The sequence below is a fragment of the Tamlana flava genome (genome assembly GCF_041287255.1).
Classification (GTDB): domain Bacteria; phylum Bacteroidota; class Bacteroidia; order Flavobacteriales; family Flavobacteriaceae; genus Tamlana; species Tamlana flava.
Map to the genome: position 1 here is coordinate 353,126 of NZ_JBGGTX010000004.1, position 16,655 is coordinate 369,780.

Sequence of the window (16,655 nt, forward strand, 5' to 3'; positions counted from 1 at the left end):
ATGAAAAAAGCCATCTTATTAATATTCGTTTTTCTATCATTTTCAATAATCGCCCAAAATGGTATAGAATTGAGCCATTTGCAATGCGAAATGCTTACAAATCCATTGGGTATTGATGTGCTGCAACCACGGTTGAGTTGGCAAATTGTTACCGATGAGACTGAAGTTGAGCAAACTGCTTATCACGTTTTGGTAGCTTCTTCCAAAGAAAAATTAGAGAATAATGAAGCTGATTTGTGGGATTCGGGTAAAGTAGAAATCGATGCGTCCATTAACGTGCCATACAAAGGAAAAAAGCTCGATAGCAGAGATGTAGCTTTTTGGAAAGTAAAAGTTTGGACCAATAAAGGGGAAACCCAATGGAGCCAAACTGCACTTTGGAGCATGGGGATTTTAAGTTATGCTGAATGGAAATCCACACGATGGATCGGTTATAATCAACTGTTTGAAGGCGATACCCTTGGTCAGTTTTCAAAACTATCGGCACGCTATGTACGAAAGCCTATAAACTTAGAAAAGGAAGTAAAAGAGGCTAAAGTCTATTTTATGGGCATGGGGCTATATGAACTTTACATTAATGGAGAAAAAATAGGCAATCAAGTTTTGGCACCTGTTCCAACAGATTATACCAAAAACATAAAATACAATGTTTTTGACGTAACCAATCAACTAATAAAGGGTGAAAATGTTATAGGTACAATTTTAGGAAACGGTCGTTTTTTTGCAATGCGCCAAGAATATAAACCGTATAAAATAAAGAGTTTTGGTTTTCCAAAAATGGCTTTACAATTGGTGGTGACTTTTGAAGATGGCTCCAAAGAAACCATAAAATCCGATGAAACTTGGAAGTTTACACCATACGGCCCCATTCGTGAAAACAATGAATACGATGGCGAAATTTATGATGCCCGAATGGAATTGCCAAACTGGAACAAAACAGGGTTTGATGATAGCAATTGGCTGAATATGATGTGGGTACAAGAACCCGGAGGTTTCCCCGAAGGCCAAATGACACCAAACATGAAGGTGATGGATACCGTGATACCAAAATCTATAACCGAAACCAAAAACGGGACTTATATTTTGGATATGGGGCAGAACATGGCAGGCTGGCTTCAAATAAAAGTAAAGGGAAATAGAGGTGATATCATCAAGATGAAATTTGCGGAATCGCTAAAAGATGACGGCTCATTGTACATTGCCAATCTTCGCGATGCCCAAGTAACCGACACCTATATTTTAAAAGGCGAGGGAGAAGAAATTTGGGAACCCACTTTTGTTTATCATGGTTTCCGTTTTGTCGAACTTTCGGGATATGCTTATAAACCTAAATTGGAAGATTTTGTTGGAAAGGTAGTTTATGACGATTTAAAAACAGTTGGAACGTTTGAGTGTTCTAACCCAACTATGAACCAAATTTTTAAAAATGCCTTTTGGGGTATTCGAGGGAACTATAAAGGCATGCCCATCGATTGTCCGCAACGTAACGAGCGTCAACCTTGGTTAGGAGATAGAACAACCGGAGCGTATGGCGAAAGTTTCATCTTTGATAATCAAACACTATATGCCAAATGGTTGGACGATATCAAGTTTTCACAAACTTTAGATGGAGGAATACCCGATGTGGCTCCTGCATTTTGGCGTTATTATGGTGATGGTGTGACCTGGCAAGGGGCATATATTAAGGTGGCCGACATGCTCTACCAGCAATTTGGTGATGTAAATGTTATAAAGAATCATTATCCATACATGAAAAAGTGGATAGTGTATATGGAAAGCCAATATCTAAAAAATGACTTAATGACCCAAGATAAATATGGGGATTGGTGCGTTCCACCGGAGTCTCTGGAGATTATTCGCTCTAAAGACCCGATGCGATTGACTGATGGTCAAGTACTATCCAGTGCATTTTATTATCATTTGCTTCAACTCATGAAAAAATTTGCAAACATTATTGATGCCGATGTCTCTGATGTGGCACATTATGATGAATTGTCCGAACGCATAAAAACAGCATTCAACAATAAATATTTAAACACCAAAACGTTTAGCTATGCCAATAATACAGTAACGGCCAATGTATTGCCTTTGGCCTTTGGAATGGTGCCTAAGGATTTGGAAGAGAAAGTGTTTCAAAATATTGTTCATGAAATTGAAGCGGTTAAACAAGGACACATAAGTACCGGTGTTGTTGGTACACAATTTTTAATGCGCTCATTAACCAATTTTGGGCGAGGCGATTTAGCTTATAAATTGGCATCAAATACTACTTATCCTAGCTGGGGATATATGGTTGAAAATGGTGCCACTACCATTTGGGAATTATGGAATGGTAATACGGCTGACCCAGAAATGAACTCCCAAAACCACGTGATGCTTTTAGGAGATTTAATGATTTGGTATTATGAAAATATTGCCGGAATTAAAAGTAGCGAAGTGCATCCTGGGTTTAAGCAAATCATCATGAAACCCGATTTTAATGCTGGATTGTCTTTCGTAAATGCAACCTACGAATGCAGTTATGGCTGCATCAAAAGTCATTGGACCAAAAAGAAAAATAAGCTGGTTTGGAACATTTCCATACCGCCGAATACTAGTGCTTTGGTTTTTTTACCAACAACGGATGTTTCAAAGATTAAAATCAACAAACGGAATTTAGAGAGAGTTTCAAAAAACATAAAAACAGAAGGGGATAATTTGGTTTTTGAATTAAAATCAGGAACTTATAGCATAGCTGTAAAATAATCGAGCAAAAAGACTAATCATAATGAAAATAAGAGGAATTCAAACCACATTACTATTATTTAGCCTCCTGCTTTTAGGAAGTTGCAAGCAACAAGTCAAAGAGGCAGAACAGGCCATAGCCTTGGCTAATAAAACATGGCGCGAAGGTATTATTGTAGACGAATTTATTTATAATAAAGCACCATATCCGTCATGCCATGCGGCAACTATTGTGGAAACCACTAATGGCGAATTAGTTGCATCGTGGTTTGGTGGCACGCACGAGCGCCACCCTGATGTGGGCATATGGTTAAGCAAGCGCAAAAATGGAATATGGACAGAGCCAGTCGAGGTTGCCAACGGCGTACAAAATGACAAACTGCGCTACCCAACATGGAATCCAGTATTGTACCAAATTCCTAATGGTGATTTAATGTTGTTTTACAAGATTGGCCCACATCCATCAACATGGTGGGGTATGCTGATGCGTTCTTCTGATGGTGGAGAATCATGGTCAGAACCAGAAAAATTGCCTGATAGCTTTTTAGGGCCAATAAAAAACAAACCAGAATTATTGGATGATGGTACGCTTTTGTTGCCGTCAAGTATTGAAGGCAATGGTTGGAATTTACGAATGGAATCTACTCCAGATTTTGGAAAAACTTGGCATATGGGTGATACTTTGCCTAAAGGGTTAAATGATATTAACGCCATTCAACCCAGTATTTTATTCCATGCAAACGGAAAATTACAACAAATTGGCCGCACCCGAAACAGACACTTATTCTCAACTTGGTCTGAAGATAACGGAAAAACTTGGTCGCCTTTGGAGTTATTGAACATGCCCAATAACAATTCAGGTACTGATGCGGTTAGCATGAAAAACGGTAAGCATGCCTTAATTTATAACCATGTTTGGCCCAACGAAGATATGCAAAAAAGCTACCGAAGTCCTTTAAATTTAGCCATTTCAAAAGATGGTATCAACTGGAATGCTGCTTTGGTTTTAGAAGATTCTAAAATAAGTCAATATTCCTACCCGTCAATCATTCAAGGCTCAGATGGTATGCTACATTGCGTGTACACATGGAGGCGACAAAAAATCAAATATGTAAAAATAGACCCTTCAAAGTTAGTTACCTTCCCTATAAAAGATGGCGTTTGGCCTGGACCAACAAAAGAGCGTTACCAAGTTGCCGTTTGTGATTGGATGATTTTGAAACGCCAGAAGTTAGGTTCGTTTGAGCGAGCCAAAGAAATAGGAGCCGACGGCATCGAAATGGATATGGGAGGTTTAGGCGACCGCGAAACATTTGATAGTAAATTTGTTAACGGCGATACCGCAAGTGTAAGGGTGTTTAAGGAAAAATCCATTGAAACAGGGGTAGGTATAAGTTCTGTTGCTATGTCTGGATTCTATGCGCAATCCTTTGCCGAACGCCCTACTGTAAAGCGCATGGTAGAAGATTGTATTGAAGTCATGAAAACCTTTAATGTTGAAGTAGCTTATTTGCCACTAGGGACAAAAGGTGACTTGGTTGAAAACCCAGAGCTTAGGCCAGCGATTGTGGAGCGTTTACGCTGGGCGGGTGAGCAGGTCGATAAAATTAACGGTATTATAGCCGTTGAAACCTCGCTTTCAGCTTCCGATGAGAAAGAACTTCTTGAAGAAATTGGAAACAAAAACATCAAAATAGCTTTCAATTTTGCTAATCCGATTAAAAACGGTCGTGATATTTCAAAAGAACTAAAAACACTTGGTCGCGATAATATTGGGGAAATCCATGCCTCAAATACCGACGGGTTTTGGATTGAGAACGACCCAGCAATAGACTTACCAAAAATAAAAGAGACCTTAGATAATATGCATTGGAAAGGTTGGCTGATTGTAGAACGTTCGCGCGATACCACCGATGTACATAATGTGGTTAAAAATTATAGTGCTAACGTAAAGTATTTAAAAGAGGTATTTAAAGGTGAGTAATGCGAAACATTCCAGTTATAATATTAGCGTTAATGCTGTTTACTTCGTGTTCGGAAAATAAAACGGTAGTCATTATTGCTAACGAAGAAAATTTTAGAATTGGTTTTGCTAAAGAAAGGCTTGAAAAAACATTCGTAGATATCGGTTTTCAGGTGAGTTTAGCTTCAACTAATGAAGAAAATACCAAAGATGTGCTTACAATTTCAATTACTGAAAAAGCAGATAAAACCAATAAAGAAGGTTTTAAAATAAGTTCAGCAAAAAATAGCATAAATATCCAAGGAACTGATGCTTCTGGAGCCTTGTATGGTGTCTTAGAGTTATGTGATAGAATTGAGGCTTCTGGCGAAATTCCTTTAGATCTACATATTCAAGATAAACCAGAAATGGTTTTGCGTGGCACTTGCATTGGCCTTCAAAAAACTGAATATCTACCAGGACGCACCGTTTATGAGTATCCTTATACATCCGAGAATTTTCCTTGGTTTTATGATAAAGCACATTGGATTGAGTATTTAGATATGATGGTTGAAAACAGATACAATTCTTTGTATTTATGGAATGGCCATCCGTTTGCTTCATTGGTAAAATTAGATGATTATCCATATGCGGTAGAGGTTGATGAAGAAACCTTCAAAAAAAACGAAGCGATTTTCAAATTCATTACTGAAGAAGCTGACAAGCGAGGTATTTGGGTAATTCAAATGTTTTACAACATTATTGTTTCAAAACCTTTTGCCGAAAAACATGGCATAAAAACCCAAGAACGTACCCGCCCAATAACACCATTAATTGCAGATTACACACAAAAATCGATTACCGAATTCATTAAAAAATACCCAAACGTTGGGTTTTTGGTAACTTTAGGAGAAGCTATGCATACCATCGATGATGATGTGGAATGGTTTACAGAAACCATTATTCCCGGAGTGAAAAATGGGTTAAAAGAACTAGGAATTACCAATGAACCACCAATAGTTTTACGTGGTCATGACACTGATGCCAAACGTGTTATGGAAGCGGCATTGCCTATTTACAAAAACCTTTACACCACGTTTAAATATAATGGTGAGTCATTAACAACCTACGAGCCACGAGATGCTTGGGAAGATATTCCAAAAGCTTTAAGCAAGTTGGGGTCTGTACATATCTCCAACGTACATGTTTTGGCAAATTTGGAGCCTTTTCGTTACAGTTCGCCAGATTTCATTCAAAAAAGTGTAAAAGCAATGCATAGCATTCAAGGTGCTAATGGTTTGCATTTATATCCGCAAGCGTCTTATTGGGATTGGCCGTACACCGCCAATAAAACCTCGCCTCGATTAAAACAGATCGACAGGGATTGGATGTGGTATCAAGCATGGGCTAGATATGCTTGGAAATCCAATCGTGATAGATTCGATGAAGTGCTTTATTGGACGAATATTTTGGGTGATTATTACGATTGTGGCAAAAGTGGAAAAGATATTTTACAAGCCTACGAAGAAACTGGTGAAATCGCTCCAAAACTTCTTCGAACCTTTGGTATTTCTGATGGAAATCGACAAACCTTATTGCTCGGCATGTTTATGGGACAATTGGTTAACCCATTTAAGTATCATGTTTATAAGGACTTTTTGTCATCAAATGGGCCAGTGGGTGAAATTCTTACAGAGTATGCGGCGAAAGAATGGAAAGGAGAACCGCATGTGGGTGAAACTCCGCCACAAATTATTGATGAGGTTGTTAATCACGGAAAACTTGCGGTAAAAGCCATAGAGAATGCTTCAACTTCAATTAAAGCAAATAAAGATGAGTTTCAGCGTTTTAAAAATGACGTGTACTGCTACGATGCTTTTGCAAACTATTTTGCGGAAAAGGTAAAGGCGGCAATGCTCGTTTTAAATTATAAATATTCCAATAATATTGAAGACCTTGAAAAGGCCATTCCATTTCTAGAAAAGAGTGTTGCGTATTTTACCGAGTTAACCAAGCTTACAAAAGATACTTACCTGTACGCTAATAGTATGCAAACCGCACAACGCCGAATTCCGATAACTGGGAGCAACGGAACCAATAAAACTTGGGAAGAACTTTTGCCGCATTATCAAAATGAACTTGATGTTTTTAGGCGTAATGTTGATATGCTAAAATCAAAAGGAAATGATGGGAAAGGTTTGAAAGAATACAAGGTTTTCGAGCCCGTTGAAGTTACCATTCTTAATGAAAACATTAAGCGTTTCCCGATGAAAAGAGGAATGAATGTTTATTCTGATAATGACGCTCAAATTGAAGGGGTTGCAGAAGAATTGAAACGGTTATCTGGGGTGCAATTTTCAGATAAAAAGCAACAAGAAAACGGTACGGTTTTGCATTTTAAAACCGATAAGTCTGTGAACATATTGGTTGGGTATTTTAATACCAACAGTTATACCGTTTTAGAACCACCAACATTAGAAACCAATGCTCATGCGAACGACAGGGGGCAGGCTGATATAAAGATTGCTAATGCCATGCTAATCTCGGGGTTATATCCGGTAAATGTTTACAGTTATCGTTATGAACCTGGTGAACATAAATTAATATTGGGCAAAGGACGTGTTTTAATTTTAGGGTTTATTGAAGGCGATGAAGACATTGCAATCCATGATGCTGGTCTCAACAATTTAGAAGATGGTATTTCTGTGGATTGGTTATTTTATTAAAATGAAGCATTTAAGTTATATATTTTTAATTACTGTTTTCGGTTTCCTTTCATGCGAAACTAAAGAGGATATTTCGAAAGTTCGAAAGGAAATTTCCCTGAACGATAACTGGGAAACCATCCACCTCGATAGTTTAAACCTGCCAGAATCGAATTTTGTTAAAAACCCAACAGCAGAAATGCCATGGAAAAAAGTCTCGGTACCACACAATTGGGACCAGTATTATGGTTATCGTCGAGCAAAACATGGTAACCTTCACGGTACAGCTTGGTACAAAAAAACCTTGACTTTTGATAAACAAAATCAAGGTAAGCAGCACTTTTTGTTTTTTGAAGGTGTAGGGTCTTACGCAACGGTTTGGGTAAATGGGAAACAGGTTGGCGAACATAAAGGTGGACGAACAACGTTTACGCTAAATATTAGCAATGCTATCAATTTTGATACCGAAAACATTATTATTGTAAAAGCAGAACATCCGGCATTTATAGCTGACTTACCTTGGGTTTGTGGTGGTTGCTCTGGTGAATGGGGCTTTTCGGAAGGGTCACAACCTATGGGCATTTTTAGGCCGGTATCTTTGGTGATAACTAGCGATGTTAGAATCGAGCCTTTTGGCGTTCATATTTGGAATGATGACCAAACAAACAAAGAAAGGGCTTTACTTCATGTTACCACAGAATTAAAAAATAACAGTGGCTCTGAAAAAAAAATTAGGGTTGTAAATACCCTTTTAACCCCCGAAGGTGATGAAGTATCGTCAATGGAAACAGTGATTGATAAGCTTTCAGATTCAAAAGAAATAAAACAAACATTACCCAAAATTTCCAATCCAAAATTGTGGTCTCCTGAGCATCCATATCTCTATCAACTTTCAACAAATATTTACGAAAATGATGTGTTGGTGGATGCTCAAATGACGCCTTATGGTATTCGATGGGTAAGTTGGCCCGTAAATCGTGAGGATGATGACAATCGTTTTTTTATAAATAACGAACCGTTTTTTATTAACGGCACTTGCGAGTACGAACATTTAATTGGGAAAAGCCATTCTTTTTCAGAAACTGAAATACAAACAAGAATAGAACAGGTAAAAGCTGCTGGATACAATGCCTTTCGAGAAGGACACCAACCCCATAATTTGCTCTATCAAGAGCATTTAGATAAAGAAGGTATTTTGTTTTGGAGTCAGTTTTCGGCGCATATTTGGTATGACACGCCTGAGTTTAAGGAAAATTTCAAAACACTTTTAAAGGAATGGATTAAAGAGCGGAGAAATAATCCGTCTATCGTTATGTGGGGTTTGCAAAACGAAAGCACTATTCCAAAAGAATTTGCTGAAGAATGCACGCAAATTATTCGAGAACTCGACCCGACTTCTGCCAAACAGCGCATTGTAACCACCTGTAATGGCGGTGAGGGCACTGATTGGAATGTGATTCAAAATTGGTCAGGAACTTACGGTGGCAACCCGTATAATTATGGTGAGGAATTGACGGAACAATTACTGAATGGCGAATATGGTGGATGGCGTTCGGTAGATTTACATACCGAAGGTGAATTCAACCAAAAAGGGGAATTTAGCGAAAATCGTTTCTCTCAACTTATGGAAATCAAGGTTCACGAAGCAGAATCAGTAATTGATAAAATTGTTGGTCAATACCATTGGTTACTATATTCGCATGAAAACCCAGGTCGCTCGCAAAACGGTGAAGGTTTTCGGGACATCGATAAAATTGGCCCTGTAAATTATAAAGGCATCTTCACCATTTGGGGAGAACCTTTAGATGTATTTTATATGTATCGTTCCAATTACGTTTCAAAGGAAAAAGAACCCATGGTTTATATTGTGTCTCACACATGGCCAAATCGTTGGAAGTCAACAGGAATTAAAAATGGTATCGATATCTATTCTAATTGTGATGAAGTTGAACTGTTTAATGATGTTGAAAATAGTTCACTTGGGCGGATAAAAAACCCCGGTATGGGCCAGCATTTCGAGTGGAATAATGTGAATATAATGCACAATGTGCTTTATGCGGTTGGCTTTGTAAACGGAAAAGCCGTGGCTAAAGATTATATTGTTTTAAACAATTTGCCTGAAGCTCCAAATTTAAACAAGCTTGTTAATAATGTTAATGACGTTTTAAATCCAAATGATGCCTACCATTATCTATATCGGGTAAATTGTGGTGGTCCAGATTATAAAGATAATAACGGAAATACTTGGTTGGCCGATGTGCATAAAACTGACGAACATACTTGGGGTTCATTATCATGGACGGATGACTTTGAAAATCTTCCCGCATTTTACGCTAGCCAAAGGCAAACTAACGACCCTATTGCAAATACCAAAGATTGGCCTTTGTTTCAAAGTTTTAGATATGGGGCAGATAAATTGAAATATGAATTTCCTGCCCCAGATGGCGAATATTTGGTGGAGTTGTTTTTTAATGAACCGTGGTACGGAACAGGAGACGGCATGAACTGCAAAGATTGGCGTGTTTTTGATATCGCTATAAATGATGAAACCGTTGAGGAAGATTTAGATATTTGGAGCCAAGTAGGGCATGATGCAGCATTAAAAAAATCGTATATAGCTGAAAGCAAAAACGGCACAATGGTTATTTCATTCCCCAACATGGCTTCGGGACAAGCAGTGATTTCAGCCATTGCCATAGCTTCAAAAAATAGAAATATTAAACCTGCAAAACCTTCCGATAAGGATGTTTTAAATGTACAAACCAATGCGGATTTTGAAATTGGCACATGGTTAAATCTAAACCATAAACAATACGTAAATTCAAATATTCGTTATCAAAAATTGCCATCAGAACTTTATGGAGCGCATTATCTTCGTTTTTCAAATTCCGAGGAAAATAGAGGCGTTTCAGGGTCATTCATTTCAAAAGAAAATGCGAATGTTTATATATTATATGATTCAAATGTGTTTCCGTTATCTTGGTTATCTGGTTATCAAAAGTTGAACGATACAGTACAAAATAACGCAGGAACTACTTTTTATGTTTTCCGAAAGGAGGTCAAAAAAGGGGAACGGGTGAATTTTGGCAGCCTTAGAGAAGGAGAAATGTATTCAATTGCTGTGGTACCTTCCTATTCTATGGAGGAGCAAGATATTAGGCCGATTTTGAAGCTTGAGGCTGAAGATGCTAAAGTCACAGGTGGAGGCATTAATAAAGCCAATTTCAAAAAAAGTGATTATGTTGAATTTACCCAAAATACCGAAAACAGCATCACATTTACCGTAAATCCGGGCGTGGCGAATATTTATTTGATGCGCTACCATTATATGAACATGAACGACCATTCAGTAAAAGTGCGGTTGAAAATTGAGGATGCCAATGGTATTCTGTTGCGTAATGATGATATTGAATTTCCCGTAAGGCAAGACAAATGGAAAATTTTGAATACTACTTCTGGCGGATTTATTAACGCTGGAACCTATAAAATAACTTTAGAATCAAATCAAATGAAAGGCTTACGTATAGAATCGTTTGAATTTCAATAAATAAAAAGTAATCGCAACCATGAAACGTTTCATAATATTAAGCTTTTTTCTGTCCTTGCTTGTGGCATGTAATACTTCAGAAGAAAAAAATGCTCGACTTATTGAAGATTTTAATTTTGATTGGCGTTTTCAGTTGGGCGACCATCCTGAAGCTATTGATTCTTTATTCAGCGCTGAAAATTGGCGAACCATAAATCTACCCCACGATTGGAGTATTGAAGGCGAATTTAGTAAAGAACACCCCGCAAAACCTGAAGGTGGTGCCTTGCCAACAGGAATTGCATGGTATAGAAAAACCTTTGAATTGCCAGAAACCCTTAAGAACAAAACCATTTGGATTGAGTTTGATGGCGTGTATCGAAATAGTGAAGTTTGGATAAATGGTCAGCATTTAGGAAAACGACCTAACGGCTATATTTCTTTTGCTTATGATTTAACAGAACATTTAAACTTTGGAGAAAGCCAGAATGTTATAGTCGTAAAGGTTGATAATTCCGAGCAACCCAATTCTCGCTGGTATTCGGGTTCTGGAATTTATCGAAATGTACGGTTGGTTGCAACAGAAAATCTGCATGTAGCACATTGGGGCACATACGCAACAACGCCTGAGGTTTCAAAGGAAAAAGCTACTGTGAATTTGGAGGTAACACTTCAAAATGAATCGGAAACCGATAAATCATTTAGGTTGGTAAGTTCTATTTTAAATGAAGATGGATTAACTGTTGCTGAAGCAATTTTAGAAGATAAAATCAATAAAAACACGTCTAAAACTACGATTCAATACTTTGAGGTTTTAAACCCGAATTTATGGGACACGAAGCATCCGTATCAGTATAAAATCCAAACCAAAGTTTATGAAAAAAATAAGTTGGTTGATGATTATGAAACAGCTCTGGGCTTTCGTTCTTTTAATTTTGATGCCGAAACAGGGTTTTTCTTAAACGGTGTTTCAACAAAAATCCACGGCGTTTGTTTGCATCACGACAATGGTGCTTTAGGTGCGGTTGCCAATTATGAAGCCATCAAGCGTAAGCTTCAAATAATGAAAGAGATGGGTGTAAATGCCATTCGTGTTTCGCATAATCCTTCTTCGCTGGAGTTATTGGAATTATGCGATAAAATGGGATTTATTGTGCAGGTTGAGGCTTTTGATGTTTGGAAAAAGAAAAAAGTAAAAGCCGATTATAACTTGTTTTGGGATGAATGGCACGAGCAAGATTTAAAAGATTTTGTGAAACGCGACAGAAACTATCCGTCCGTAATGATGTGGAGCATTGGTAATGAAATCCGTGAACAGTTTGATAGTACTGGTATTGCCATCACCCAAAAACTGGTAAACATCGTAAAAGATTTGGATAAAACCAGACCAGTAACTTGTGCATTGACCGAAAATGTTCCCGAGAAAAATTTTATATACCAATCTGGCGCGCTCGACCTTTTGGGTTTTAATTATAAGCATAAGGATTATTATGGTTTCCCTGAAAAGTTTAAAGGTGAAAAAATAATTGCTTCCGAAAGTGTATCCGCTTTAGAAACCCGTGGGCATTACGATTTACCATCCGATGAAATTAAGCGTTGGCCACCAGCGTACAATGAGCCTTTTGATGGTAATGACGATTTAACAGTTTCGGCATACGACCAAGTTTCAGCTTATTGGGGAGCAACCCACGAGGAAAGTTGGAAAGCTGTAAAATCTTTGGATTATATTGCTGGTACGTTTATCTGGACGGGGTTTGATTATATTGGCGAACCTATTCCGTACCCATATCCGGCTCGAAGTTCCTATTTTGGCATTGTTGATTTGGCAGGTTTCCCAAAGGATGTGTATTACATGTACCAAAGTGAATGGAGCGATGCGGATGTGTTGCATATTTTTCCGTATTGGAATTGGGATGAAGGTCAGGAAGTAGATATTTGGGCCTATTATAATAATGCCGATGAAGTAGAGCTGTTTTTAAACGGAAAATCATTGGGAAAAAAATCAAAGGAAAATGACGATTTGCATGTGATGTGGCGGGTTCCGTTCGAGGCAGGAACATTAAGGGCTGTTTCAAGAAAAGATGGGAATGTAGTTTTAGAAAAGGAAATACATACGGCTGGTAACCCCTCAAAAATTGAATTGAAAGCAAATAAAGAAAGCTTAAAAAACGACAATTACGATTTGGTGTATCTAACCATAAGCATTTTAGATAGTGAAGGTAATTTAGTGCCAAAGGCCAATAATCTTATTAATTTTGAAATTTCAGGCGGTGGAAAAATTGTTGGTGTCGATAACGGTTATCAAGCCGGTTTGGAACCTTTTAAGGCGAATTTTAGAAAGGCATATAACGGAAAATGTTTGGTTATCATTCAATCTAACGGAAAGGCTGAAAATGTTCAATTAACAGCATCTTCTGATGGATTGGCATCAGAAAGCATTCAAATAAAAATATCAAATTAAAAACCAATGGAACGAGTTTTTGCAGAATATTATATAGAAACGCCTTATGAAGTGGAACATGCTGCTGCTGTTTTGGCTGGCGAGCAATCTTCAGGAACATTTGTTTCCGTTCCAGGTGAAACCGAAGAACTCAAACAGCGTTTTGCTGCAAGGGTTGAGACCATTGAGCTATTGGATTTGGTCAATAATCCCTCAATACCAGGTAACATCATTCCGGGTAAAAAATACCAACGGGCCAAAGTGAAAGTGAGTTGGTCTATTGAGAATTTTGGTTATAATTTGCCCGTTTTAGTCAGTACCTTACAAGGTAATTTATACGAAATAAGTCAGTTTACAGGTTTGAAATTGATGGATTTGGAGGTGCCCAAATCTTTTAAAAATCATTTTGAAGGACCAAAATTCGGAATAAAAGGGTCAAAAAAATCATGTGGCGTTGGCGATAGACCCATGATTGGAACGATTATAAAACCCAGTATTGGCATGTCAGTTGATGAAACCGTAAATTTAGTCGGTGCGCTCATTGAAGCTGGAATCGATTTTATAAAAGATGATGAACTTATGGGTTCTGCGGCCAATTCACCTTTCGAGGAACGGGTAAAAGGCATCATGAAGGTTATTCGAAATAATGAGCAAAAAACAGGTAAGAAGGTGATGTATGCCTTTAATATTACTGATGAAATAGACCAAATGCAACGCCATTATGACACTATTGTTAACGAAGGCGGGAGTTGCGCTATGATAAGCGTAAATAGCGTTGGTTTGGCCGGAACAAAGAAACTTTGCGATAGAGGAGAGTTGGTTATTCACGGGCACAGAAATGGTTGGGGAATGTTGAATCGTCACCCATTGTTGGGTATTGAATTTCCAGCATATCAAAAAATTCAACGCTTGTGTGGTGTAGACCAGTTGCATGTGAATGGCATTCAAAATAAATTTTGGGAATCTGATGATTCCGTCGTCACCTCCATAAAATCCTGTTTAAAGCCCATGTTGGGTGGTTACGAAATTTTACCCGTGGTTTCTTCCGGGCAATGGGGCGGACAAGCCTTCGAAACTTATAGAAGAACCCAAACCACCGATTTACTGTACATGGCAGGCGGTGGTATTTTGGCACACCCGATGGGACCAAAAGCTGGAGTAACCGCATTGCAGCAAGCTTGGGAAGGAGCGGTTGATGGTTTGTCTTTGGAAGAGGCGGCTAATGAATATGAGGCATTTGCAGCTTCAGTAAAGAAATTTTCTAAATAATGACAAAAACAAACCCCTTGCTTTTAGCATTTTATGGCGATGATTTTACGGGTTCTACCGATGCTTTGGAATTTTTGACCTCAGCAGGGGTAAAAACTATTTTGTTTTTGAAAAATCCTGAGCAGAAGGATTTAGATAAATTCCCAGAAATCCAGGCCATCGGTGTGGCAGGAAAAAGTCGTTCCATGTCCCCAAATGACATGGAAAATGAACTGATACCAGTTTTCAATAAATTTATAAAATTCAAACCCAAGCATGTGCATTACAAGGTATGCTCTACCTTCGATTCAGCCCCGCATGTGGGCAGTATAGGAAAGGCTATTGAGATAGGTAGCGCTATTTTTCAGCAAAATACAGTATTTGTTTTACCCTCCGCACCACATTTGGGGCGTTATTGTGCTTTCGGAAATTTATTTGCAAAAATGGGAACTGCAGGTGATGGTAAAATTTACCGGATTGATAGGCACCCTTCAATGAGCAAACATCCTGTTACACCTGCACTTGAAGGGGATTTAACGGTACATTTATCAAAGCAAACCAATAAATCCATCGGCCTTCTAAATGTAATTAAAATAGAGGAGGGGAAGTCTGCCGTAATTTCAAAAGTAAAAGAGAATAAAGATTCGGAAATCCTGTTTTTTGACGGATTAAATAAAGCACATTTAGAAACTATTGGAGGGGTGTTTAACGCCTTTGCTAAAGAGAATACTTTGTTTTCTGTTGGATCTTCCGGAATTGCAATGGCTTTGGGGTTGGATTGGAAATCTAAGGGCATAATAGACGGTGAAAGGAAATTCAATGTTTGCGGTGAAAACAGGCCTATTTTGGTGCTATCTGGAAGTTGTTCTCCCGTTACTGAAAACCAAATTAATTATGCTATTGATAATGGTTTTGCCGAAATTGCTCTAGGCGTTGAAGCTATTAGCAATTCAAATCAAAACCAAGTTATAGAAGAGGTTGTAGGACAAATAGTTGCCAATTTTGAAAATGGAAAAAGCACCGTATTACATACCAGCAAAGGACCAGAGGATTCGAGAATTTCAGATTCAGAATTATACTTTAAGAACCAAGGATTCGAATTCGAAGATATCCAAAACGCCTGTAGTTCAAATTATGGGCATGTTTTGGGGCAGATTGCTAAAGAAGTTTTGGTACAAACAGATATCAAAAGAATCCTTTTGGCAGGAGGTGATACTTCAAGTTACGCCGCTTCAGAATTAAATATTGCAGCTCTTGAGATGATTGCACCATTGGCACCAGGCGCTCCGTTATGTAAAGCTATTTCGGACGATGAACGGGTAAACGGATTGGAATTAAATTTTAAAGGCGGACAAGTAGGAACAAAAGATTATTTTATAAAAGTTTTAAAAGGAGAAAAATTATGAAGGCAAAAACATTGGGTTTTGTACATACATCGGCAACATTGGTACCGTTGTTTCAACAATTGACAAATGAATATCTCAACAATGTTGAAACATTCAATATCGTTGATGATAGCTTAATAAAGGATGTCATTAAAAAAGGTGAATTAAAGCCCAACACCGCAGCACGGGTGGTTCAACATGTGCAAGCTGCTGAAGATGCCGGAGCTGATGTTATTCTGGTAACCTGCTCATCTATTGGGGCAGCTATTGAAACTGCTGCAACTTTAAGTACGGTTCCAGTGATTCGGGTAGATCAAGCTATGGCGGATGAAGCCGTTAAAACAAGCAACAAAATTGGTGTTATTGCCACCTTACCTACAACATTAGGGCCAACAACAGATTTGGTAAGGCGAAGAGCTGAAGCAGCAGGAAAAAGTGTGTCTATTTCTTCAAAATTATGCGACGGGGCTTTTGAAGCCTTAATGAGTGGTGATGGAGCAAAGCACGACCAAATGGTAGCTTCGGCATTGAAAGAACTAATGAAAGAAGTTGATGTTATTGTTTTGGCACAAGCTTCTATGTCTAGAGTTGTTGATGGTTTGAGCGCAGATGAAAAAATAGTGCCCATTTTAGCTAGTCCTGCTATTGCCATGAAGAAATTGGCTGAAATTTATTTTAATTAAAA

8 protein-coding genes are annotated in these 16,655 nt (G+C 38.2%); all 8 read left to right on the forward strand.

Features of this window, described 5'->3' with window-relative positions; genetic code table 11:
- From ACB104_RS13385 to ACB104_RS13420, 8 genes are read left to right on the forward strand one after another with little or no spacing between them, the layout of a single operon-like run.
- A complete protein-coding gene (locus ACB104_RS13385) occupies positions 1–2,745 on the forward strand; it encodes a glycoside hydrolase family 78 protein (RefSeq protein ID WP_370479511.1) in 2,745 nt (914 codons plus the stop codon).
- A 22-nt stretch (positions 2,746–2,767) separates the two neighbouring features.
- Entirely contained in the window at positions 2,768–4,708 is a 1,941-nt protein-coding gene (locus ACB104_RS13390) for an exo-alpha-sialidase (protein ID WP_370479513.1), read from the forward strand.
- On the forward strand, positions 4,708–7,392 hold the full coding sequence (locus ACB104_RS13395; protein ID WP_370479515.1) for an alpha-d-galacturonidase: 2,685 nt from the start codon (positions 4,708–4,710) through the stop codon (positions 7,390–7,392). Before ACB104_RS13390 ends, ACB104_RS13395 begins: the two co-directional genes overlap by 1 nt.
- A 1-nt stretch (position 7,393) precedes the next feature.
- The gene (locus tag ACB104_RS13400) at positions 7,394–10,918 is read left to right on the forward strand and encodes a malectin domain-containing carbohydrate-binding protein (RefSeq protein WP_370479517.1); all 3,525 of its coding nucleotides are present in this window, start codon (positions 7,394–7,396) and stop codon (positions 10,916–10,918) included.
- Between the two features lie 19 nt (positions 10,919–10,937).
- Positions 10,938–13,358, forward strand: a complete 2,421-nt coding sequence (locus ACB104_RS13405; RefSeq protein ID WP_370479519.1) for a glycoside hydrolase family 2 TIM barrel-domain containing protein — start codon at positions 10,938–10,940, stop codon at positions 13,356–13,358.
- A gap of 6 nt (positions 13,359–13,364) precedes the next feature.
- Positions 13,365–14,606, forward strand: a complete 1,242-nt coding sequence (locus ACB104_RS13410; protein ID WP_370479520.1) for a ribulose-bisphosphate carboxylase large subunit family protein — start codon at positions 13,365–13,367, stop codon at positions 14,604–14,606.
- Entirely contained in the window at positions 14,606–15,991 is a 1,386-nt protein-coding gene (locus tag ACB104_RS13415) for a four-carbon acid sugar kinase family protein (RefSeq protein ID WP_370479522.1), read from the forward strand. The genes ACB104_RS13410 and ACB104_RS13415 overlap by 1 nt, the downstream gene beginning before the upstream one ends.
- The gene (locus ACB104_RS13420) at positions 15,988–16,653 is read left to right on the forward strand and encodes an aspartate/glutamate racemase family protein (RefSeq protein ID WP_370479524.1); all 666 of its coding nucleotides are present in this window, start codon (positions 15,988–15,990) and stop codon (positions 16,651–16,653) included. Before ACB104_RS13415 ends, ACB104_RS13420 begins: the two co-directional genes overlap by 4 nt.
- Positions 16,654–16,655: the final 2 nt, after the last annotated feature.